This is a genomic window from Cohnella sp. WQ 127256, assembly GCF_024519285.1.
In the GTDB taxonomy this organism is placed as follows: domain Bacteria; phylum Bacillota; class Bacilli; order Paenibacillales; family Paenibacillaceae; genus Cohnella.
In genome coordinates this window covers 137,984-159,874 of record NZ_JAMZCY010000007.1, presented here as the reverse complement: position 1 = coordinate 159,874, position 21,891 = coordinate 137,984, and the positions used below count along the sequence as shown (strand labels likewise).

Sequence of the window (21,891 nt, the reverse complement as noted above, 5' to 3'; positions counted from 1 at the left end):
CATCAAAGGGAGGTTGCCTGAAAAGGTTAAATCCGTTGAAACTTAAAATTCCCCGTTCGGTATCCTACACCGAACGGGGAAAGGTGCATACTCATAAGAATACCGGAAGCTAATCGCTATTGATAAGCTGGCATTGTCGGGTTAGCAGACGCACTCGGAGGAATTTGCGACTGAGCGGATTGCGTTTGCTGTACGAACTGGTTTGTTTTTTGTTGCGTTTGCTGATACTGCTGCAATTGCTTATCGACTTCCTGTTTCATAACTGGAGAAGAGGCATTATACATATTATTTTGCTGCATAACCGTATAGAGCTCACCTTGCAGCGTTAGTGTGCTGTTTAACATTTGAGTAAACATTTGTCTGATATCAGGGCACACACTTTCCGTTGCGGCTGTCGCATATTCTCGGGTTACTCTTTTGAGGTCAGAAAGTATCGTATAAGCCATATCCTCGTCAGGCAAACTGGGTTTGTTGAACATACTTTTCCTCCTTAGGATTGCGGTTGAGTAGGAGCCATAGACTGATGCTGCTGGATTGCGCTTAACAACGTTCCGTAATGTTGCGTGTGCACGCTAATCATATGGGCGCATGCTTGCTGTACTTGCACGTTAGTGATCGAAGCTGCGGCTACCGCGCACTGCTTAATCAACAAATCTTCGTTGGACATGGAATCGGCGATATATTCCAGTTCTTTGGCGGTCATGGCTTGCATCATGTACGAAATTCCCTCCTGTACAATCATTTAGACATCAAGTGATAGTCTGTCATGATGGAGTTAAGGTTATGCACAGCCGTACATATCAAAAAAAACATTCACGTAAGCACGCGAATGTTTTTCAGATATTCATTCATTTCCTATTTAGAAAATTTCCATACTCAAATATCGCTCACCCGTATCTGGGGCAATACACAATACTCGTTTCCCTGGTCCTAGACGACGTGCAATCTGTAATGCTGCCCATACGGATGCCCCCGAGGAAGGACCCACCAATAATCCTTCTTCGCGTGCCAGCCTCCTCGTCGTTTCAAGCGCGTCCTCATCTTTTACTTGGATGATTTCATCATACACGGATGTATTCAGAATTTGCGGTACGAATCCAGGGCTTGTACCCACGAGTTTATGAGGACCAGGCTGCCCACCAGATAATACGGGTGATCCTGCTGGTTCAACAACTGCGATATGCAATTGTGGGAGCTTCTCTCTTAATACTTCACCCGTGCCTGTAATTGTACCACCAGTACCTGCAGTCGCAACAAAAGCGTCGAGAAGTCCACCTGTTTGTTCGATAATCTCTATTGCCGTGGTTGTACGATGAATATTCGGATTGGCACTATTCTCAAATTGGTTGGGCATGTAGCTTCCCTTATGATCCGCAATGATTTCACGCGCTTTGGCAAGAGCACCAGACATCCGCTCGGCCGCAGGAGTCAGTACGACTTCTGCACCATATGCTCGTAGCAGCGATATACGTTCAGCCGTCATATTATCCGGCATTACGAGTATAAGCTTATAACCTTTGGCTGCAGCATACATGGCTAGCCCAATTCCAGTATTGCCGCTAGTTGGTTCTACGATAGTACTTCCTGGACTAATCAATCCACGAGCTTCTGCATCCATCATTAAGCCTAACGCAGCCCGATCCTTGACGCTACCGCTCGGATTCATTTTCTCCAGCTTGACGAATACTTGGGCATCCTCAGGACCGGTTAAACGTTGTAATTGAACGGCAGGAGTGTTTCCGATCAATTCAATGACAGATTGGACGATCCGACTCATGCTTCATTCCCCTTCTTATGAAGAACTGTAGGCTCTTGACTTAAACGTCGAACAATTTCTTGACGATGCGAATCTCCAAGGAAGGATTGCACTGTAAAACAAGATGGACAAACATACATTGTTAGTGTAAATGGGGCATCGATTAAAGCTTCTCCCAGCACCACTGATACTCTTGGCTTGAATTGATCTGCAGAGATGATCTGTTCCCCGGATTCCACCATAAATTCACGACAAACGGGGCACTCCGGTACGAGCTCTTGCTCATTAAGCAATTGTTCAACCGTCTCCTCGAATTGTTGTAATTCATCGTCCTCCTCCATTAATTGTTCATCATCCACCCAACTGATATCTTCATCGATAGAGATTAAGGGAGCGTCCTGATTGTCAGCCTGATCCTCGACGTCTTCTTCATACTCTTCTTCCTCATCACCAATATCAAGCTTTAAAGTTCGATAGCCATCCATCTCATTATCGCAAACCGGGCATATTTTATCAGGCTCTTGGCCCTCTTCCTGCATAACTTCACTTTGACACCAAGGACATATTGCAACAGACATAATGGACTAAGCCTCCTTCATCATATAAATAACACCAACAACAATAAATAATACAGCTAATGCTAAAAGCGTACCCCATAAATATTTCATAATCTCTTTATTCCTCCGATTAAATGACAGCAGCGCCAATAATATAGGACAGCGATACTGACAATATCATTGCAAGAAAACCAACAGCACGGTTGTCTTTCCCGATTTCATCGTCTATCCGGAATACAGGAGTAAAAAACTCGAATAGAAAATAAGCAACAAGCAGCAACACAAAACCGACAGCGGCCCAAGTTAGGCTTTCATATATCGTATCATTTGCTTGGATCGAGAATCGAAAAATATTACAAATCCCAAACATCTTTCCCCCTGTCGCCATTGCAACAGATAAGTTACCTTTACGAATTTCGTCCCAGCTCTCGTATTTGGTCACCCATTCGAAACAAGATAAAAACACGATGAGGGCAAGTATACCTACCGAAAAATAAGCCAGAACAGCCAGAAAAGGATGAGACATTAAGGAATCTACCATCTCCTGCACGACCAACGACCTCCCGTTAATGAAGCTCAGCTACGGAAACACCCGCGCCGCCTTCCCCGAATTGGCCCAACCGGTAGCTTTTCACGTGTTTATGGCGACGCAGAAATTCTTGAACGCCGGTGCGCAAGGCTCCAGTTCCCTTACCATGGATAATATAGACCTGCCCTAAATTGGACAGAAAAGCCTCATCCAGAAACTGATCCACTTCCATAATCGCCTCATCCAACATCATTCCACGCAAATCCAGCTCCGAGCGAATATTCTCATCACGTGAACGTTTTACGATCGTCGCTTGTACAGGCGCTTTGTTCGAAGCCGTTTTGCGAACAGGCTCAAGATCAACGAGCTGAACCTTCATCTTCAATATGCCAAGCTGCACGACAGCTTCAGAGTTGCTAGTTAATTCGACAACATGCCCTTTTTGTCCATTTAAGCTATGAACCTTCACTTCGTCCCCAAGCTCAATCTTAACCTGCTTCGCTCCTGAAGCTCTGTTCGGCTTCGCGACCTGAGCAGGAATCGCATCCTCAAGGCGGCGGCGCGCTTCAATAAGCTTGTGCTCCTTAAATGAAGCTCCTTCTTCCATCGCGATACGACGCAAGTCAGAGATAATTTCCTCAGCTTCTCTTTTGGCTTTCGAGATCGCACTACGTGCTTCCTCCCGAGCCGACTCCAACAGCTTAGCCTTCTGCTCTTGGAATTTAAAGCGCTCATCCTGTAGTTCCTTCTGGAGCTTTTCTATGTCCCGGCGCAATTTTTCAGCATTATGTCTTTCAGCCTGTGCATGGAGGCGATCTTCTTCTAAGGAAGCAATCATGGAATCAACTTTCAGCTCGTCTTCGCTAACCTCTCCTCTAGCATGGTCGATAATGCTTGTCGGAAGCCCCAGCCTCTGTGCAATGGCAAATGCATTACTACGGCCTGGAACACCAACAAGTAATCGGTAAGTTGGTCGAAGTGTAGCAACGTCAAACTCCATGCTTGCATTAATAATACCATTCCGATTATATGCATATGCCTTGAGCTCGCTATAATGCGTCGTTGCGATTAAGCGACAGCCAAGCTTCTGCAAATGCTCCAATATCGCAATCGCCAGCGCAGACCCTTCCGCAGGGTCAGTTCCAGCACCAAGCTCATCAAGAAGAACAAGGCTTCGATCCGTAACTTGGCCAAGCATTGAAATCAAATTTGTCATATGGCTGGAAAAAGTACTCAAGCTTTGTTCTATGCTCTGCTCGTCGCCGATGTCCGCATAAATCCCGTCAAAGACACATAATTGACTACCATCTTCAGCAGGAATAAATAAGCCTGACATCGCCATAAAGCTAAGTAAACCAATCGTCTTCAGAGAAACGGTTTTACCGCCTGTATTTGGCCCAGTCACAATAATCGACGTGTACTCTACTCCCAGCTCGATATCAATAGGAACCGCTTGTTTAATATCAATTAAGGGATGACGAGCTTTGCGTAAATGAAACCGACCCTCATCATTCATTTCGGGAAGTGTCGCCGATAATGCATTCGCTAATGAGGCTTTGGCGAAAATAAAATCGATTTGCCCTAGAATTTCCGCGTCTCCAGTTAACAGATCAGCACGTTCACCGGTCTGTTCGCTAAGCATGCGCAATATTCTTTCAACTTCGTTCTGCTCCTTGATCTTTAATTCCCGAAGCTTGTTGTTCATCTGAACTACTGCTTCCGGCTCAATGAACAAGGTCGCACCACTACCAGATTGATCATGCACAATGCCGCCAAAATGGGAACGGTATTCCTGCTTGACCGGTATAACATATCGATCATTTCGCATTGTAATTAATACGTCCTGAAGCATCTTCTGAATCGAGCTAGAGCGAATTAAGCTATCCAGCTTTTCCTTCGCGCGTCCGGCATTAATTCGAATGTCCCGACGCACAGAAGCAAGCTCAGGACTCGCGGAATCCAACACTTCCCCCTGCTCATCGATACACCTGCGGATTTCATCCTCAAGTGACTTAAAGTCGGTTAACGGTTCGCATAGATCACTAAGCAATGGAAGCTCTGTTTCTTCTCCCGCTAAGGAAATGTATCGAATCAAACGTCGAGAGCCCATAATAAACTGTGCTACTTCCATTAATTCAGGGGGTTGGAGTATACCTTGCAGCTTCGCTCTGTACAACGAGGAACGAATATCTGTAATCCCCCCGAATGGAGGTACTCCTTTGAACATAACCGATCGTACAGCTTCATCCGTCGCAGCCAGTCGGCGCTCAACAATGGGAAGCTCGCGGGAAGGCTGGAGCTTCTCAGCTTCCTCTCGACCAAGGCTAGTCGAGGTTAGCCCGGTAAGACGATTGATGATTTTTTCGTATTCTAATGTATGTAAGGCCTTGTTATTCACGGCGTAATTCATCTCCTTAGCCTATATTATATCCGAATCGACCGTTCTTGCGAAACCTTACACTCATATTGCTTGAAACAAAGGACACACTAAGGACAAAGGAGGTCGAAAAGATGAATTTTCTTGGAACAGTCGTTCGCTTTATCGTTTCTGCCATCGTACTGATGGTAGTCGGATGGCTCGTCCCTCAATTTACGGTAGGTGGCTTCTGGAGCGCTCTTATGCTCGCAGTCGTCATAGCCGTATTAGGATGGGTCATTGAAGGTATTTTCGGCAAAAAAGTTACCCCTTTCGGCAGGGGAATTGTCGGATTTCTGGCGAGCGCGCTCGTCATCTGGTTAGCACAATTTGTCGTAGGTAATCTTCACGTTACTGTAATCGGTGCTTTGCTAGCTGCATTGGTAATCGGGATCATTGACCTATTCATTCCTGTCGCTACTCCGTATGAAGCCGTTCATCACAGAAATCGAGACTAAGCCAAAGCAACTTGGAAATGTTCATGAATCGACAAAGGCGAATTTCCAATGGAAATTCGCCTTTGTTCTATGTTCATTTGTCCATTAGTTTCTAGGTCACTCCTATCCGAACCGGAGGATTATTGCTTAATAATAGGATAAATGTCATTGATCAGACATGTGTGATGTGGTTTGGGCATTCTTGCCTATGTTACACTAATCGTCGAGCGGGGATTGTTCAAAGAGAAATAGAGAGTCAATGATCTCAGCAAATTGATAAGTATGGAGGGTAAAATCATGCACAAAAAAATCGCTTATATTCTTACACTTACTGCTTTGGTGCTCGCACTCTCAGCTTGTGGCGGAAACAAGAATGAAGCCGCTAATAATTCGAAGCCTTCGTCTGAAGCTGCTGCTTCACAGGAAGTTATTATCAAAGCTAAAAATTGGGAATTCGACAAGACCGAATACTCCATCCCTAAAGATACACCTATTAAGCTAACTTTAGAAAATGAGAGTGGCGCGCACGGTATTGAAATTGTTGGTCAAGATATCAAAATTAGAGGTAACAAATCAGAAGTTATCACATTACCAGCAGGTACTTATGATATCAAATGTAACATCGCTTGTGGTACCGGTCATGGTAAAATGATAACGAAGCTTGTCGTTAGCTAAGTTATTAACAAAACCAATCTATAAAGGCTATTTTCCTGAACATTCAGGAAAATAGCCTTTTTTGTAATCTTAAGTTAACTGATTATTCTTGCTCAAGTAGGTCGATCCACTCGTTATACTCCATCTTCAGCTTCGCATACTCATTGCTCAGTTCAAAATGCTCCTGCTTGACCATTTCCAGCTCAGCTTGTAAGCGATCGCCACGTTCTGTCTGCTCGAGCAGTTCATCCATTGAAACGGTTAGATCCGGATCCATAATCGGTGCGGCAGCAGCTTCAGCAAGTGCCGCCCTCAATTCACGTTCCGCACGCGCGGCAGCTTCACGCAGACCTTCTTCTGCTAAACTAAGCTGAGTGACTCGGGCTTCTAGCTCCTCCGCTCGCTTCAATGCTTCACGTAAACCTTCCTCCACTTTGCTTAGTTCAGCGACTCGAGCCTCAAGTTTCTCCGTGCGTTCTACCGCTCCACGAAGACCTTCTTCCACTACGTTAAGCTCAGAGACTCGGGCTTCCAGCTCCTCCGTACGTATCGTTGCTTCAAGTAGTTCCTCTTCCACTGTGCTAAGCTCGGCTACTCGAGCTTCCAGCTCCTTCGCTCGCTCTACCGCTCCTCGAAGACCCTGTTCCGCTTCGCTAAGCTCGGCTACTCGGGCTTCCAGCTCATCCGCTCGCTCTACCGCTCCACGAAGACCCTGTTCCGCTTCGCTAAGCTCGACTACTCGGGCTTCCAGCTCATCCGCTCGCTCTACCGCTCCACGAAGACCCTGTTCCGCTTCGCTAAGCTCGGCTACTCGGGCTTCCAGCTCATCCGCTCGCTCTACCGCTCCACGAAGACCCTGTTCCGCTTCGCTAAGCTCGGCTACTCGGGCTTCCAGCTCATCTGCTCGCAATGCAGCTTCAAGTAATTCCTCTTCCACTGCGTTAAGCTTAGCTACTTGTGCTTCCAGTTCCTTCGCTCGCTCAATCGCTTCACGTAAGCCCTCTTCTGCTACGCTAAGCTCAGCTACTCGTGCTTCTAGTTCCTCCGCACGCTCCTTAGCAATGCGCTCCTCTTGTTGCGCAGAACCATATTTCTCCTGAAGCTCCTTCATCGAATCGCTCCATGCTTTCTCCCACTCATCTCGCTCGCTCAACTGACGTGCAAGCTCATCTCTCTCCTGTTCAATCTTCCCAAGCAGCAAAGCTTGTGAACGTTGGCGCTCAGAGGACTGGGCTTCAACCTCCTGCAGCATTTCCTGCTGCTCCATCACTGTCCGACGCTGATCTTCGACTTCCGTAGTGCGTTGTTCGACTTCCGCAGTCCGCTGTTCGACTTCCGCAGTCCGTTGTTCGACATCATTTTGCAGTTGAACGCGTACTTGTTCCCAATCCTGCTCTTTGACCTGCCACTTATCAAGCTCGCCAGTCAAGCTCTCCAGCTCCATTTTCACAAGCTCAAGCTCTTCTGTATAGATCGCTTCAATATCTCTGATCTCTGACGCCAGGTTATCCTTAATCGTCTGAATCTCAGCTTCCTTCTCATTCTCAAATGCTTTGATTTCAGCGCTTCGTTTGCTCTCGATAGCTTCTATTTCAGCATTTCTTCTACCCTCTAATGCCTCTATTTCAGATCGTCTCGTATTTTCTAATTGTTCCAGCTCAGCAGTGTACCTCGCGGACTGCTCTTCCATTTCCACATCATGTTTATTTGTTAACTCTTCAAGCTGAGTAGAATATTTAAGCTTCATAGCTTCAATTTCTGTAGTAAATCCATTCTTGAGCTCGGATTGCTTGGTGAACCAAGCCGCTTTCTCCGTTGCAAGCTGATTCGCAAGTGTGGACACTTCAGCCTTAGCGCTTTCAACCTCCTGCTCGGCTTCCGTCTTCACACGATTAAGCTCTTCAGTCGCTTGTGCCTTGGCAGCTTCTATCTCCTGTGCAGCTTGAGCCTTCGCTTTCTGGAACACTTGTCCTGCTTCGGATTTCACCCTTTGCAATTCCAATGCAGCTTGGGCTTTCGAGCTTTCAAGCTCATTCGACAATTCCGTTTGTAAGCGATCATATTCTTTCGAGTTTATCGCCTTCACACTCTCAAGCTCTTGCTCTGCCTGAATCTTGGCTTGCTCCAGCTCTAGCTCTGCAGTGACTCTAGCATGTTCAAGCTCTTCCGCAGCTTGAGCCTTCACCGACTCTAGCCGCTCTGACGATTCAGTCTTCAGAAGCTCTAATTCTCCACTCAACTGCGCTTGCTGTGACTCTAACACCGCGGCAGCCTTTTCTATATCCAATGCTGCTTGTTCTCTTACGTTTTCTAACTCCGAGGCAGCTTGTTCCCTTGCTCGTTTTAACTCCGCAGCTGTCTGCTCTCTTACGCTCTCTAAATCAGCAGTCGCCTGTACGACTACACTCTCTAGCTCAGCAGCGGACCTTGCTTTCAAGCTCTCAAGCTCTTCCGCCTTCTCTGTCTTAACAATCTCAAGCTCCTCCGCGACATGCTCCTTCACGAATGCAAGCTCTTGAGCTGTTTCTACATTTAGACTTTCAAGCTCTTCTATCTTACGTTTGAATAACGGCTCATCTCTGAGTAGCTGTTCGTTCTCCCTACGCAAGCGCATAAGCTCATCGCCAATATTTACAGCGGTAAGTACGGCTAATTTCGGTAAATCCAAACGAGGTGAACCGAGATTCATTTTACTCATCTGCTCGTTGACCAGAGCAGCAACTCTTACCATATGATCCGAACTTGTATGACCCGTTAGCGTATACTGTGTTCCATATATGTCAACGGTCACACGCGGTTTATCATCCATATTCACAGCGTGATCCTCCCATTGCGTCCAAAGTTATGTAGTTTATCCAAATCTAACAAAAGCAGCGAACCATCTCACGCCAATCGGCGTCTAGATGTATTCGCTGCCCGCCTTACTGTTTCCTGCCTGTTCCCGACCTATTTCCGAAGTTCTGCACCAAAAGATTGTTCCAATTGTGCCAATACTAGGGCATGAGTTTCGGTAACTTCCTCATCCGTCAATGTTCGTTCACCATGTCGGTATACGAGAGCCAATGCTACGCTTTTCTTATCACTGCTAACCCGATCTCCAGTGTACACGTCGAACACCTTCACTGATTCCAGTAATTCACCTGCCGATGCGATAATCGCCTCCGTTAAAGCACCACCAAATACGTTGCGATCTACTACAACAGCGATATCTCTTTCCATTGCTGGATAGCGCGGAAGAACACGATATTCGATATGACGATTTGCATATTCGTAAATCGGAGCAAGCTCTAATTCAGCTACATAGGTATCAGATAGATCAAATTCACGTTGTAGCTCAGGGTGTAATTGGCCTACATAACCGATGGTTTCGATTCCACGATCTGTACGGATCGTGATCGCCGCAGTCCTACCTGGGTGAAACCCTTCCGGTTGGGCAGCCACATATGCGATCTTCTTACCTAAGCCTAACCGCTCAAGCACTTTCTCCAGAATGCCTTTGGCATCATAGAAATCGACAGCTTCAGCGGAACGATTCCAGCCAGCAGAACGTCTATTTCCACTTAGTAGAAGTGCCGCACGCGGCTTCTCTTGAGGCAGGCGCGTCAACACATCCTCATCGGAATGATACACATTCCCTATTTCAAACAATGCCAAATCATTGTTTTTCCGAGTGATGTTATAAGAAGCCGCTTCAAGCAAGCTAGGTATTAAGGTCGTCCGCAGAACGCTGCGCTCTTCGCTCATCGGCATAGCAAGCGGAATAGGTTTCGTTTCGCCGGACAGCTCCTTGAACAATGTCGTTCTTTGCAGGGATGTAACCGAGTAGCATATCGCCTCGTGCAAGCCCGCCCCCGTCATAATTGAACGTAATTCTCTGCGAATCGCCTGTGGCTTCGTCAATGCTCCCGCCGTAGTTTGACCATCGATCAGCGTCGTCGGAATTTCGTCATAGCCGTGTAAGCGAGCAACCTCTTCGACCAAATCAACATCGTGGGTAATATCCCCACGTCGGGATGGAATAGATACATTCCATACGCCATCTCCGCTTACTTCAGCTACGAAATGCAAACGAGAGAGAATGGTCTTGATTTCAAGCGAGGACAACTCGGTTCCTAGCATGCCATTAATTCGACTAAGAGAAAGTTCAACCTTTACCGGTTCCTTAGTGGATACTTCTGCTTCCGCGATACCTTCTGTGACAAGGCCTTCCGCGTAGCGCGCAATCAAGCTAGCTGCGCGATCAAGTGCATCTCTAACACGAGCCGGATCAACTTCTTTCTCGAAACGTGCGGAAGCTTCCGAGCGCAAGCCTAATTGCCGTGATGTGCGGCGTACCGTGCCTCCGTCGAACTTAGCAGATTCGAGAATAATATCCGTCGTTTCCAAGGTTACTTCGGAATTCGCTCCACCCATAACTCCAGCAAGAGCGATCGCTTTTTCAGCATCCGCGATGACGAGCATTTGTGGCTCAAGCTTACGTTCTTGATCGTCCAACGTGACAAGTACTTCGCCAGGCTGAGCCAAACGAACATCGATTCGACCACCTGCAACTTTAGCAGCGTCGAACGCATGAAGAGGTTGACCATATTCCAGCATGACATAATTCGTAATATCAACGATGTTATTAATTGGGCGAACGCCAGCAGCGATCAAGCGATTTTGTATCCATTGAGGAGCTGGAGCTATCTTTACGCCTTTAATATATCTTGCTGTATACAATGAGCATTGCTCAGTCGCCTTAATCGATACGCGCACGAAATCCGAAGTCTTATCGGAGGACAGATACAAGTCCTTGCTCGGCTCGGGAAGCTCCAAAGGACGACCTGTCAGTGCCGCTACTTCATAAGCAACACCAAGCATACTCAGACAATCTGAACGGTTAGGCGTCAAATCCAGCTCCATGATGGAGTCGTTTAGCGCAAGCACATCCAGAATATCGCGACCGACTTCTGTGTCAGTAGGCAGGATAAGAATTCCCTCTTGCTGTTCTTTAGGTAGCAGCTTATCATTTATGCCTAGCTCTTTAGCTGAGCAGATCATTCCCTGTGATTCCACACCGCGTAGCTTAGCACGCTTGATGTCCAGTCCTCCGGGTAGCTTAGCACCGACCATAGCAACAGGAACCTTCATGTCTGCACCAATGTTTGCTGCGCCACATACGATTTGCAGGTCCTCACCGGTACCTACGTCTAGCGTACATACGCTTAGCTTATCGGCATCAGGATGCTTCTCCCGCGTTTTCACATAACCAACGACAACCCCGCTCACTCCTGCATTACGCGATGGAACAGAATCGATTTCGATTCCTCCGCGTGTCATCATCTCCGCCAATTCCTGTGCCGTAATGCCGCTCAGGTCGATATAATCGGATAACCACCGATAAGATACGTTCATGGGAAACTCCCCTCGTTTTTCATAAAGTAATTGCCATCTAACGCTTTAACTTCGGTCTATATTGCTGCGAACATCACATCTTCGCAAATTGGCTCAAAAACTTCGTGTCATTCGTGTATAAATGGCGAATATCGTCAATTCCATATTTCAACAGGGCAATTCGTTCTACGCCCATTCCGAAAGCAAAGCCCGTTACTTCATTTGGATCATAACCGCCGTGCTCTAGCACTTTAGGATGCACCATGCCACAGCCAAGAATCTCGATCCAGCCTGTGTGCTTACACATCCGACAGCCGCTACCACCACATTGCGCACAAGTAACATCCACTTCGGCACTCGGCTCAGTAAACGGGAAGAAGCTAGGGCGAAGTCGAATTTGCATTTGTGAGCCATACATTTCCTGCACGAATTGCAGCAATGTCCCCTTCAAATCGCTCATCCTGATGTTAGGTCCAATAACTAAACCTTCAATCTGGTGGAACATGAAGGAATGCGTCGCATCATCATCATCACGGCGGTAAACTCTACCTGGACAGATGACTTTAACCGGGGTTTTACCGTTCATCTCTTTCATCGTCCGAATTTGTACGGGTGACGTCTGAGTACGCAACAAGATTTCTTCGGTGATGTAGAAGGAATCCTGCATATCGCGAGCAGGGTGATTTTTCGGCAAATTCAACGCTTCAAAGTTGAAAAAATCCGTCTCCACCTCAGGTCCTTCCGCGATCGTATAACCCATACCGATAAAAATATCTTCAATCTCTTGGGTCACTTTATTCAGTGGGTGAACCGAACCGACTCCAACTGCTTTTCCAGGCAGTGTAACGTCAATGGTTTCGGCTTGTAGACGGTGGGCTGTAGCGGCACGGTCGAATCCCTCTTGTTTTTCCGAGATAACCGTTTCAATAGCTGCTCGAACCTCATTACCTACTTGCCCAATAATGGGACGTTCTTCGGCGCTAAGCGCCCCCATTCCGCGCAATATCTCAGTTAATAGCCCCTTCTTACCCAGATATTGAACACGAAGGTCGTTTAAGGCAGTGGCATCCGCCACACCCTGAAGCTGCTCAAGCGCATCTTTCCGCAGAGCCTCTAATCGTTCTTTCATCCCAATTCTCTCCTTATCGCATTAAAATAGAAAAAGGCCTTCTCTCCCGTAAGGGACGAAAAGACCGTGGTACCACCCTTTGTTGAAATGTCGCTGCTTCTCCTGCGAGCCGCAGAGCGCCCGCTAAATGCGCCATGAACATTTCCTCATCATACGGCGTAACGGGCCGTGTGCCGGTTCTTCCTACTTGTCGGCGGACCGACCGTTCAGAGGACAGCTCCAGAGCGAACTTCAACAGCCTGATTTCTTAGGAACGCTCTCAGTCTAAAGGCGCTCCCTCCCTGAAAGAAGGCACTGCTTACTTGTCTCCATCATTGCTTTTGTACATTTGTAGATCATTATAAGTTAAGCGCGCTCCGCAAGCAAGCCGTACTATACTATTCCTGAACCAACCTGTGCACTTAAATCGCTTTGGCGGGCTCATACAGGATTGTAGATACGGGAGTATGCTCATAACCATGAGCTTCCGCCACCGCTTTGTAGGTCACTTTTCCATGAGCGACATTAATTCCTTGTGCCAGAGCCCGATTCTCAGTGGCTGCGCGTTTAATATTCTTGTTCGCAATCTGTAGCCCGTAAGGAGTCGTCACATTCGTAAGGGCAATCGTTGAGGTACGGGCGACAGCTCCAGGCATATTGGCCACAGAATAATGAATAACGCCGAATTTCTCATAGGTCGGATTCTCGTGTGTCGTTATTCTGTCGATTGTCTCAATGGAGCCGCCTTGATCTATCGCCACATCGACAATAACTGAGCCGGGACTCATGGACCTAACCATCTCTTCAGTAACAAGTTGGGGGGCTCTGGCTCCAGGAATGAGCACCGCTCCAATAACTAAATCCGCTTGCTTAACTGCTTCGGCGATGTAATGCGGATTAGACATAATCGTCTTTACACGTCCTTGGAATAGGTCGTCCAAATAGCGAAGGCGATCCGGGCTAATGTCCAGTATACTCACATCAGCTCCAAGACCGACAGCCATCTTTGCCGCATTCGTTCCTACAATGCCGCCACCTACGATCGTCACCTTAGCCGGCAATACCCCGGGAACTCCGCTAAGCAACAATCCCTTACCTCCGTTTGCCTTCTCGAGAAAGTGAGCACCGATTTGAATCGACATTCTTCCCGCTACTTCACTCATAGGTGTCAGTAGTGGCAGACTGCCATTTTCTAACTGAATCGTTTCATAAGCAATTGCTGTTACTTTATTGTCGACCAGCGCCTGTGTCAGCTCCAACTCGGGGGCTAGATGTAAGTATGCATAAATAATAAGCCCTTCACGGAAGTATTGATATTCGCTAGGAAGCGGTTCCTTGACTTTAACAACCATATCAGCCGTCCATGCTTCCTTGGCGCTGTTCACGATAGTCGCTCCATAAGCTACATAATCTTCATCCGTGAATCCGATGGCATAACCTGCACCAGTCTCCAACACTACCTCGTGGCCCATGCGACAATAATCAGCAACTGAACCGGGTGTCATCCCAACTCGGTATTCATTGTTTTTGATCTCCTTAGGCACTCCTATACGAATACTGTTCACCCTCTTATTTGATTAATAACTGCCTTTAAAGTAAGCACAATGAATTCCAAATCTTCATCTGTAGTGACTAATGGAGGAGAAATCGTGAGGACATTGTTATACCCAGCCACTGTATCTCCGTTCTTGCCTATAATCAAATGGCGTGCTTTACATTCAGCAATGATCCTCGTCACGACGGGCAGAGGCAACGGTTCCTTCGTAGTCTTGTCCTTAACGAGCTCGATACCCATTAAGAAGCCAAAGCTGCGGATGTCCCCTACCAGAGGATGATCGAGAAGATCCTTCATTCCGTCATACAGTCTTTCTCCGAGAATCCGTGACCGCTCTATCAGTCCCTCACGCTCAAGAATTTCAAGATTTTTTAATGCTAGAGCGCAAGGTGCCGGAGAACCTCCAAACGTATTCACATGCCTGAAGTGACTATAGGGCTGTCGATCCTTGAAAGCTTCGAATATTTCTCTGCGTACCGCCGTCGCGGAAAGCGGCAAATACCCGCTAGTTAATCCTTTAGCCATCGTAACAATATCCGGTTTCACGTTGTAATTCATATGTCCGAACTTACGACCCGACCTACCGAAACCGCAAATCACTTCATCGATAATGAGCAGTACCTGATGCTCTCGACAAATCCGTTGTACTTCATCGAAGTAAATCTGGTGGGGAACGATCATTCCTCCTCCCGTAATAACGGGCTCCATAATCACTCCTGCAATCGTTTCTTTCCCTTCCCACAAAATCATTTCTTCAATATCGCGAGCACACTGTACATTGAATTGCTCCAGGGTCATTCCTTCAGGTCGACGGTAACCATCCGGTGGGCGCACATGTAAAAAGCCAGATCCAAGCGGCTCATATTTATACTTGCGTTGAGCCTGCCCAGTCGCCGCCAATGCCCCCATAGAATTGCCATGATAGGCCCGATAACGAGATATGAACTTGCTGCGATTAGGCCGTTCAGTCTGATTGTAGTATTGTCTGGCTATCTTAAAGGCCGTCTCGTTAGCGTCTGAGCCGCTGTTTGAGAAGAAGATCACATAATCCCCTTCCAGCCACTCATTGATCTTCTCTGCTAACTGAATCGCTGGAAGATGGCTCTGAGTCAAAGGATAATAGGGCATTACCGTTAATTGATCATATGCAGCCTTCGCCAATTCTTCCCTGCCATAACCTGCATTCACACACCATAAGCCAGACATTCCGTCCAAATATCGGTTACCGCTAATATCCGTGATCCATGAGCCTTCTCCCGATGTCACGATCATAGACGGTACTTCCTCTTGATAAGGTGACATGGCATGCCACAAGTATTGGCGGTCTTTCTCCTGCATTTCCTTTATGTTCAAATCCATAATATCCTTAGACATTGACTTCTTCACCTACTCCCCTCTATATATACCGTGCAGTCAGCATCTTTTTCCGCGTATAAAACTCGACTCCGTCCTTACCGTTCGCATGCAGATCACCATAAAATGATTTCTTATATCCGGAGAAAGGGAAAAAGGCCATTGGAGCAGGAACACCCAGATTAACACCTAACATCCCTGCATCGATCTCTTCGCGGAACTGGCGAATCGCCTTGGCGCTATCACTGTACAGACAGGCACCATTGGCAAATTCGGATTGATTAGAGATTTCAATCGCTTCAGCCAAAGTTGCGACTCGGACAATGGAAAGCACGGGAGCGAATAGCTCCTCACACCAGATGGTCATCCCAGGCTTTACATGATCAAACACAGTTGGGCCTATGAAGAAGCCATTGGAGCTTACAGCTTCATCCTTGCGACCATCTCTGGCCAATACGGCGCCTTCCTTTACCCCAACTTCAATGTAATTAAAGGTTCGGCTCTTATTCTCTTCCCGAATAACGGGTCCAAGGAAGACGCCCTCCTCCATTCCATTTCCGATCTTAATGGCATTAGCAGCTGCCACCAACCGCTCAACCAGCAAGTCTGCAATGTCACCTACAGCAACGACAACTGCTGCGGCCATGCAGCGTTCACCTGCGGAACCAAATGCAGCACTTATAATATTACTCACAGCATTGTCCATGTCTGCATCTGGCAGCACGATGGAATGATTCTTAGCACCAGCTAATGCCTGAACACGCTTGCCATTGTTCGCGGCTGCCCGATATACATATTCAGCGACCGGCTGCGAGCCGACGAAAGAAATGGCTTTAACCACCGGGTGCTCTAGAAGCCCATTCACGACATCTCGGGAACCGTGTACGATATTCAGCACGCCATCTGGAAGCCCCGCTTCCTGGAACAGCTCCGCTAGGCGATTAGCCAGCAGCGGTGTACGCTCCGACGGTTTGAGAACAAACGTATTACCACAAGCGATCGCAAGCGGGAACATCCAGCAAGGAACCATCATAGGGAAGTTAAACGGGGTAATGCCACCAACGACACCAATTGGGTATCTATACATCCCGGATTCTATCCCCGTCGCAATATCAGGAAGCTGTTCGCCCATCATCAGTGTTGGCGCGCCAGCTGCGAACTCCACACATTCTATTCCGCGTTGTACTTCACCATAAGCTTCCACATAGCTTTTTCCATTTTCTGTTGTAACAATAGTCGCTAATTGTTCCCAGTGCTCAACCAGCAATTGCTGATATCGAAACAGGATTCTTGCTCGTCTGGGAACGGGAGTGTTCCGCCAGCTCTCATAAGACTTCTGCGCCGCTTCTACAGCTAAATCCACATCAGCCTTTGTTGATAGTGGAACGTTTGCGATGATAAGTCCCGTAGCGGGATTCGGCACATCCTCATAAACTGTGCTTTGTGAGCTTATCCACTGTCCACCAATGAAATTTTTGATTTCTAACCCCTCATTAATCATCCCGTCACCTCACATCGTAATCACTCGTGTTCTCTGATCCATCACCTTTGAAACTTATTACGCTTCAGGAATTGTCCGCTACCTTCGCTGCCAACAAACTTTTTGTCCTTGATGATGAGCTGTCCACGGCTGAATACCGATACAACCTCCCCCGTGACCTTTAGACCTTCAAAAGGATTGTAGTCTACCGCCATATGATGCGTTTGGACCGAGATCGTACGCTCCGCATTCGGATTGAATAGGACAAGATCGGCATCGCTCCCAATTGCAATCGTCCCTTTCTTAGGGAATAAACCGAACAGCTTGGCGCTCTGTGTCGCGGTCATATCGACAAATTGATTCAGCGTTATCCGTCCCTTACTTACACCCTCCGAATATAGAATACTGATGCGGTCTTCAATCATCGGTCCGCCGTTCGGAATTTTCGTGAAATCCCCACGTCCCAAATCCTTCTGTCCTTTGAAATCAAAGGAGCATTGATCTGATCCAATCGTCTGCAATTGTCCTGTTCTAAGTGCATTCCATAGAACATCCTGGTTCCATTTCTCACGTAGTGGGGGAGACCAGACGTACTTAGCACCCTCAAAATCTGGCTTTTCCAAATATGACTGATCAAGAACCAAATATTGCGGACATGTTTCACCATACACTCGGAAGCCTTTACTACGAGCTTCTTCAATCTTCCTGACGGCTTCCGCGCTTGTGACATGTACGACATAGAGCTGCGAGTCGGCTAGTGCTGACAAATAAGCTGCTCGACCTGTAGCTTCACCTTCAAGCTCCGGGGGTCGCGTTAACGCGTGATAGATCGGGTCCGTATTGCCATTAGCAAGTGCTTGCTTCGTTAAATATTCGATCACATCGCCGTTCTCCGCATGAACCATAACTAAAGCACCATGCTCCTTTGCAAGCAGCAAAGTTCGGAACAAGGTTTCATCATCGGATTGAAACTGGTTCTTATAAGCCATGAATACCTTTAATGAGCTTATGCCTTCATCCTCAATCATTCGCGGAAGCTCTTCAAGCACCTCATCGGTTATCTCCGACACCATAAGGTGAAAGCTGTAATCAATAACCGACTTCCCCCGAGCCTTCTCATGCCACGTATCAATTGCTTCCTTCAATGAACGCCCCTTAGTTGTGAGGCAGAAATCAATAATCGTCGTTGTTCCTCCGAAGGCCGCTGCTTTCGTACCGCTAATAAAATCATCCTTGGTTGTGGTTCCCCCGAAGGGCATATCGAGATGCGTATGAGGATCGATCCCTCCAGGAAACACATACATGCCCTCTGCAGACACCACTTCTGCGTCGTTCTCTTGCAAATTAGAACCTATGGACACAATTTTATCCTGATGGATCAGAATATCTGCTGTATAAATATCGCAGGCAGTGACAATTGTGCCTCCCTTGATCAGCCGCTTCATCCTACCACTCCCCCTATCAGACTCCTGAGACACTGGTCATCCTCTTCACCGTTCGATATAACAGCTCCACGCCAAGCTCGATATCCTCCATAGCGGCAAATTCTGCAGGGTTATGGCTGATTCCTTCCTTACAGCGAACGAAGATCATCCCATAATCACAGTGGTATGACATGACTAATGCATCATGAAATGGACCACTCATCAGCTCTGGAGGTTGCATCCCCATATCCGCAGCGCTATTGCTCATTACCTTCTTGATCCGATCCGTACAATAACGTGGATCGCTCCTCGTATCCTCGGTTATTGTGTAAGTTAAGCCACCTTCCAGGGCGACTCGATGAATCATATCGTATAGCTCCGCCTCTAGTCGGTTTCTACGTTCAAGATCGATATCCCTTAGATCTACCGTAAACACAACTCGCTCAGGAATGATGTTGCGAGAATCTGGGAAGACAGCAACTGAACCAACCGTGGAGACAGTCGGTGCTCCTTCCACACGGGAAGCTAACTCATTCAAGCCCGTGATAACCTTGGCAGCGCCTAGCATAGCGTCTTTACGCAGCTTCATAGGCACAGAGCCTGCATGTCCGGCGAAACCGCTGAATTCTACGGTTAACCATATCGGTCCAGAAATACCAGTGACGATCCCAATAGGCTCCTTCATCTCCTCTAATAAAGGACCTTGCTCGATATGAAGCTCCAAATAGGCACTCACTTGACCTTCGCGATAGCTAGAAGCGATTAATTGATCTAGATCGCAGCCGAATTCCTGCAACGCTTGTCTCCTGGTTACACCATTTTTATCTACCCTGTCGAGTTCCCCTTCCTCTAGCTGTCCCCAAATTCCACGAACCCCGAACAGTCCCTTATTGAAACGGCAGCCTTCCTCGTCAGCGAAAGCAGTAATCTCAATCGACATGTCCGGAATCCAGCCCTCTTCTATTAACGTCTGCACAGCTTCCAAGGCGCCCAACACACCAATTGTTCCATCGAATTGTCCTCCATATGGCTGACTATCGATATGGGATCCCAGCATAAGTACCGGAGCCTCTGGATTTCGCCCTTGCCATCTTCCAATCAGATTACCGAATGCATCGATTCGCGCTTCTAGACCTGCCGCTTCAAACCAGCTCTTAACCAGCTCTACCGCCTGTCTGTCCTCTGGGGAGTGAGCTAATCGACATACCCCCGTTTCACCAATTTGTCCGATTCTTGCTAATTCCTGAATTCGGTTAGCCAGCCTACTTGAATGAATACTTAAGCTCATACCAGCCAATCTCCTCCTCTATGACTTGGATTTAGCCTTCGCCCGTGCCGCGTAAATAGCAAGGGCAATAATCGTAAGCAAGTAAGGGACGACACGCGTCAACTCACTTGGGATATTGATCAATTGCAGGTTATTGGATAGCGCATCAGCGAATCCGAACAACAACGAGGCAAGGAAGGATAAGAACGGATTACTCATTCCCATTGCTTCCGCAGCAAGAGCGATAAATCCGCGTCCAGCAATCATATCCTTCGTAAACATGGATAAGTACGCCATCGACATGAAGGCTCCGCCAAGACCTGCCAAGCCACCGCTTATTAGCAGCGCCGTTTGGCGAATATTATTGACGGATTTACCAGCGGTTGCAACAGCCTCCGGACTTTCACCAACCGCTCGGATGTAAGTACCCGTCCTCGTCTTACGAAGGAAAATATGCAGAGCTATTACAGATATTACCGCCGCATAGGTCAGGAAATTTTGTCCGGATATGATTTTTCCCAGTACAGGAATATCCTCAATAAACGGGATGTTGATATTAGGAAGCACTTTACTTGCCAGCTTGGTAGAAACCCCCTTGTCACCCGTGAGCATGAACAAGAGGAACACCGTAAAACCACTTGAAAAGAGATTGAGTGCAATCCCAGTCAGAATAACATCTGTCTTCAGGCGTAAATGAAAGAATGCGAGCAAGTAGGAGAACGCTACACCCGAAATGACGGCAATGAGCAAGCCTAGCCATGCGCTTCCCGTGTAAGAGCTGCCAACGACACCCATTAGTGCACTAAAGAGCATCGTCCCCTCTATACTTATGTTTAGAACTCCTGCACGGCTAGATACGAGTACTGCCATCGTTGCTAACAAGATCGGAGTCGTTACACGGATCACTGAGCTTATAAAGTCGGTTGTAAAAATAAGACTAACTAGGGTTTCCATTAGCGATAGTCTCCTTTACAACAAGCTTGTGTTTCAGCTTTCCTAGTAAGGCTTGAGCGGTTATCAACATGATCATAATGGATTGGATAATAATAATGAGCTCACTTGGAACGTCAGTCACTCGTGCCATAATGCCTGAGCCGATACGAAGATAAGCAAGGAAGAATGCAGCAAGGGGTACATATTGAGGTTTATTGCGTGCAAGTATCGCTATGATAACCCCATCCCAGCCATATCCCGGAAGAGATGTCCATTGGAAGCGATCATACATGCCCAACAATTCAACAGAACCGCCAAGCCCAGCGACAGCGCCGCCAATCATTTGTGAAGAAACAATCGCCCCGCCGACTCCAATCCCGGAGTAGTGGGCGAACTTAGCATTCTGACCTAACGTTCGGATCGAATAACCGCTCTTCGTTTTGTAGAGGAATAGGTAGGTTACAATGACAAGCACGACAGCAATGAATAAGCCGGCGTGTATTCTTGTTTTCGGGATAAAGTGTATAAGCTTCGATCCATCTGGTAGGGGAAAGGATGCGAGCATACCGAAGCTCGGATCACGCAAGAAGAAGTTAAGGATAAACAAGCCGAGAAATAAGACGACATAATTGAGCATCAAAGAGGAAACCATCTCGCTAGCGTTAAATCTTGCCTTGAGGATAGCTGGAATCGCGCATACGAATGCTCCGGCAACTGCGCCTACTAGAAGACAGACCATGATGCTTAATACTGGTGGCAAAGAAAGCTTCGTCGCAACAGCGGCAGCAGCAACTGCCCCCATGAAAAATGAACCCTCAGATGCCAGATTGAATTGTGCCGCTTGAAACATGATCGACACGGCAAGTCCAGTGAACGTAATTGGAATCATCATTTCAATAACAGTGCCAAAATTACGCATGGATGATAAGGGTCCGAGCAACAACGAATGGATAGCCTCCATTGGCTGATCGCTTACAATGAAAATAATGATAAAAGCGATTAACAAGGAGATCACGATTGCCATTGCTGTTGTAATTACATTAAAAAGG

General features: G+C 47.3%; 18 protein-coding genes and 1 other annotated feature. Of the genes, 2 read left to right on the top strand and 16 right to left on the bottom strand.

The window, feature by feature from the left end; all coding sequences use genetic code 11:
* Window positions 1-116: 116 nt before the first annotated feature.
* The 6 genes from M1K58_RS20845 to M1K58_RS20820 form a co-directional block, all read right to left on the bottom strand.
* The gene (locus tag M1K58_RS20845; RefSeq protein WP_256760813.1) at window positions 117-479 is read right to left on the bottom strand and encodes a spore coat protein; all 363 of its coding nucleotides are present in this window, start codon (window positions 477-479) and stop codon (window positions 117-119) included.
* An 11-nt stretch (window positions 480-490) separates the two neighbouring features.
* The gene (locus M1K58_RS20840; protein WP_256760812.1) at window positions 491-715 is read right to left on the bottom strand and encodes a hypothetical protein; all 225 of its coding nucleotides are present in this window, start codon (window positions 713-715) and stop codon (window positions 491-493) included.
* A 144-nt stretch (window positions 716-859) separates the two neighbouring features.
* The gene (cysK, locus tag M1K58_RS20835; protein ID WP_256760811.1) at window positions 860-1,777 is read right to left on the bottom strand and encodes a cysteine synthase A; all 918 of its coding nucleotides are present in this window, start codon (window positions 1,775-1,777) and stop codon (window positions 860-862) included.
* Window positions 1,774-2,334 carry a hypothetical protein gene (locus M1K58_RS20830; protein ID WP_256760810.1) on the bottom strand — a complete coding sequence of 187 codons (561 nt, stop codon included), beginning with the start codon at window positions 2,332-2,334 and terminating at the stop codon, window positions 1,774-1,776. Before M1K58_RS20830 ends, cysK begins: the two co-directional genes overlap by 4 nt.
* 109 nt (window positions 2,335-2,443) lie before the next feature.
* Window positions 2,444-2,854, bottom strand: coding sequence for a DUF350 domain-containing protein (locus M1K58_RS20825; RefSeq protein ID WP_306220621.1), 411 nt, complete (start codon window positions 2,852-2,854; stop codon window positions 2,444-2,446).
* Between the two features lie 25 nt (window positions 2,855-2,879).
* The gene (locus M1K58_RS20820) at window positions 2,880-5,240 is read right to left on the bottom strand and encodes an endonuclease MutS2 (RefSeq protein WP_256760808.1); all 2,361 of its coding nucleotides are present in this window, start codon (window positions 5,238-5,240) and stop codon (window positions 2,880-2,882) included.
* Between the two features lie 113 nt (window positions 5,241-5,353).
* Here M1K58_RS20820 and M1K58_RS20815 point away from each other — a divergent pair, with 113 nt between their 5' ends.
* Together M1K58_RS20815 and M1K58_RS20810 are read left to right on the top strand one after the other, a co-directional pair.
* On the top strand, window positions 5,354-5,716 hold the full coding sequence (locus tag M1K58_RS20815) for a phage holin family protein (protein WP_256760807.1): 363 nt from the start codon (window positions 5,354-5,356) through the stop codon (window positions 5,714-5,716).
* A gap of 276 nt (window positions 5,717-5,992) precedes the next feature.
* Window positions 5,993-6,370, top strand: a complete 378-nt coding sequence (locus M1K58_RS20810) for a cupredoxin domain-containing protein (protein ID WP_256760806.1) — start codon at window positions 5,993-5,995, stop codon at window positions 6,368-6,370.
* An 82-nt stretch (window positions 6,371-6,452) separates the two neighbouring features.
* On the opposite strand, the gene zapA is transcribed toward M1K58_RS20810, so the two are convergent.
* From zapA to M1K58_RS20760, 10 genes are all read right to left on the bottom strand, one after another.
* Complete coding sequence (zapA, locus tag M1K58_RS29540; RefSeq protein ID WP_372339193.1) at window positions 6,453-9,158, bottom strand: cell division protein ZapA; 2,706 nt, start codon at window positions 9,156-9,158, stop codon at window positions 6,453-6,455.
* Between the two features lie 137 nt (window positions 9,159-9,295).
* Entirely contained in the window at window positions 9,296-11,743 is a 2,448-nt protein-coding gene (gene pheT / locus M1K58_RS20800) for a phenylalanine--tRNA ligase subunit beta (protein WP_256760805.1), read from the bottom strand.
* A 73-nt stretch (window positions 11,744-11,816) separates the two neighbouring features.
* Complete coding sequence (pheS, locus tag M1K58_RS20795) at window positions 11,817-12,851, bottom strand: phenylalanine--tRNA ligase subunit alpha (protein WP_256760804.1); 1,035 nt, start codon at window positions 12,849-12,851, stop codon at window positions 11,817-11,819.
* Between the two features lie 48 nt (window positions 12,852-12,899).
* Window positions 12,900-13,175: a binding site (T-box leader), on the bottom strand.
* 77 nt (window positions 13,176-13,252) lie between these two features.
* Entirely contained in the window at window positions 13,253-14,386 is a 1,134-nt protein-coding gene (gene ald / locus M1K58_RS20790; RefSeq protein ID WP_256760995.1) for an alanine dehydrogenase, read from the bottom strand.
* Window positions 14,387-14,391: 5 nt separating this feature from the next.
* Window positions 14,392-15,744: an aspartate aminotransferase family protein gene (locus M1K58_RS20785; protein ID WP_256760994.1), complete on the bottom strand. Its 1,353-nt coding sequence runs from the start codon at window positions 15,742-15,744 to the stop codon at window positions 14,392-14,394.
* Between the two features lie 37 nt (window positions 15,745-15,781).
* Window positions 15,782-17,239 (bottom strand): CoA-acylating methylmalonate-semialdehyde dehydrogenase, encoded by a 1,458-nt coding sequence (locus M1K58_RS20780; protein ID WP_306220606.1) that lies wholly within the window; start codon window positions 17,237-17,239, stop codon window positions 15,782-15,784.
* A 41-nt stretch (window positions 17,240-17,280) separates the two neighbouring features.
* Window positions 17,281-18,663: a dihydropyrimidinase gene (gene hydA, locus M1K58_RS20775; RefSeq protein ID WP_256760803.1), complete on the bottom strand. Its 1,383-nt coding sequence runs from the start codon at window positions 18,661-18,663 to the stop codon at window positions 17,281-17,283.
* Between the two features lie 16 nt (window positions 18,664-18,679).
* Entirely contained in the window at window positions 18,680-19,930 is a 1,251-nt protein-coding gene (locus M1K58_RS20770) for a M20 family metallo-hydrolase (protein ID WP_256760802.1), read from the bottom strand.
* A gap of 18 nt (window positions 19,931-19,948) precedes the next feature.
* Window positions 19,949-20,863, bottom strand: a complete 915-nt coding sequence (locus M1K58_RS20765) for an ABC transporter permease (protein ID WP_256760801.1) — start codon at window positions 20,861-20,863, stop codon at window positions 19,949-19,951.
* Complete coding sequence (locus tag M1K58_RS20760) at window positions 20,847-21,866, bottom strand: ABC transporter permease (RefSeq protein WP_256760800.1); 1,020 nt, start codon at window positions 21,864-21,866, stop codon at window positions 20,847-20,849. Before M1K58_RS20760 ends, M1K58_RS20765 begins: the two co-directional genes overlap by 17 nt.
* Window positions 21,867-21,891 lie beyond the last annotated feature (25 nt).

Bases quoted from the DNA above. Each gene is read 5' to 3' on its own strand.
- M1K58_RS20845 (WP_256760813.1), bottom strand. From the start codon at position 479: ATGTTCAACAAACCCAGTTTGCCTGACGAGGATATGGCTTATACGATA.
- M1K58_RS20840 (WP_256760812.1), bottom strand. From the start codon at position 715: ATGATGCAAGCCATGACCGCCAAAGAACTGGAATATATCGCCGATTCC.
- cysK (WP_256760811.1), bottom strand. From the start codon at position 1,777: ATGAGTCGGATCGTCCAATCTGTCATTGAATTGATCGGAAACACTCCT.
- M1K58_RS20830 (WP_256760810.1), bottom strand. From the start codon at position 2,334: ATGTCTGTTGCAATATGTCCTTGGTGTCAAAGTGAAGTTATGCAGGAA.
- M1K58_RS20825 (WP_306220621.1), bottom strand. From the start codon at position 2,854: ATGGTAGATTCCTTAATGTCTCATCCTTTTCTGGCTGTTCTGGCTTAT.
- M1K58_RS20815 (WP_256760807.1), top strand. From the start codon at position 5,354: ATGAATTTTCTTGGAACAGTCGTTCGCTTTATCGTTTCTGCCATCGTA.
- M1K58_RS20810 (WP_256760806.1), top strand. From the start codon at position 5,993: ATGCACAAAAAAATCGCTTATATTCTTACACTTACTGCTTTGGTGCTC.
- zapA (WP_372339193.1), bottom strand. From the start codon at position 9,158: ATGGATGATAAACCGCGTGTGACCGTTGACATATATGGAACACAGTAT.
- pheT (WP_256760805.1), bottom strand. From the start codon at position 11,743: ATGAACGTATCTTATCGGTGGTTATCCGATTATATCGACCTGAGCGGC.
- pheS (WP_256760804.1), bottom strand. From the start codon at position 12,851: ATGAAAGAACGATTAGAGGCTCTGCGGAAAGATGCGCTTGAGCAGCTT.
- M1K58_RS20785 (WP_256760994.1), bottom strand. From the start codon at position 15,744: ATGGATTTGAACATAAAGGAAATGCAGGAGAAAGACCGCCAATACTTG.
- M1K58_RS20780 (WP_306220606.1), bottom strand. From the start codon at position 17,239: ATGATTAATGAGGGGTTAGAAATCAAAAATTTCATTGGTGGACAGTGG.
- hydA (WP_256760803.1), bottom strand. From the start codon at position 18,663: ATGAAGCGGCTGATCAAGGGAGGCACAATTGTCACTGCCTGCGATATT.
- M1K58_RS20770 (WP_256760802.1), bottom strand. From the start codon at position 19,930: ATGAGCTTAAGTATTCATTCAAGTAGGCTGGCTAACCGAATTCAGGAA.
- M1K58_RS20765 (WP_256760801.1), bottom strand. From the start codon at position 20,863: ATGGAAACCCTAGTTAGTCTTATTTTTACAACCGACTTTATAAGCTCA.
- M1K58_RS20760 (WP_256760800.1), bottom strand. From the start codon at position 21,866: ATGGCAATCGTGATCTCCTTGTTAATCGCTTTTATCATTATTTTCATT.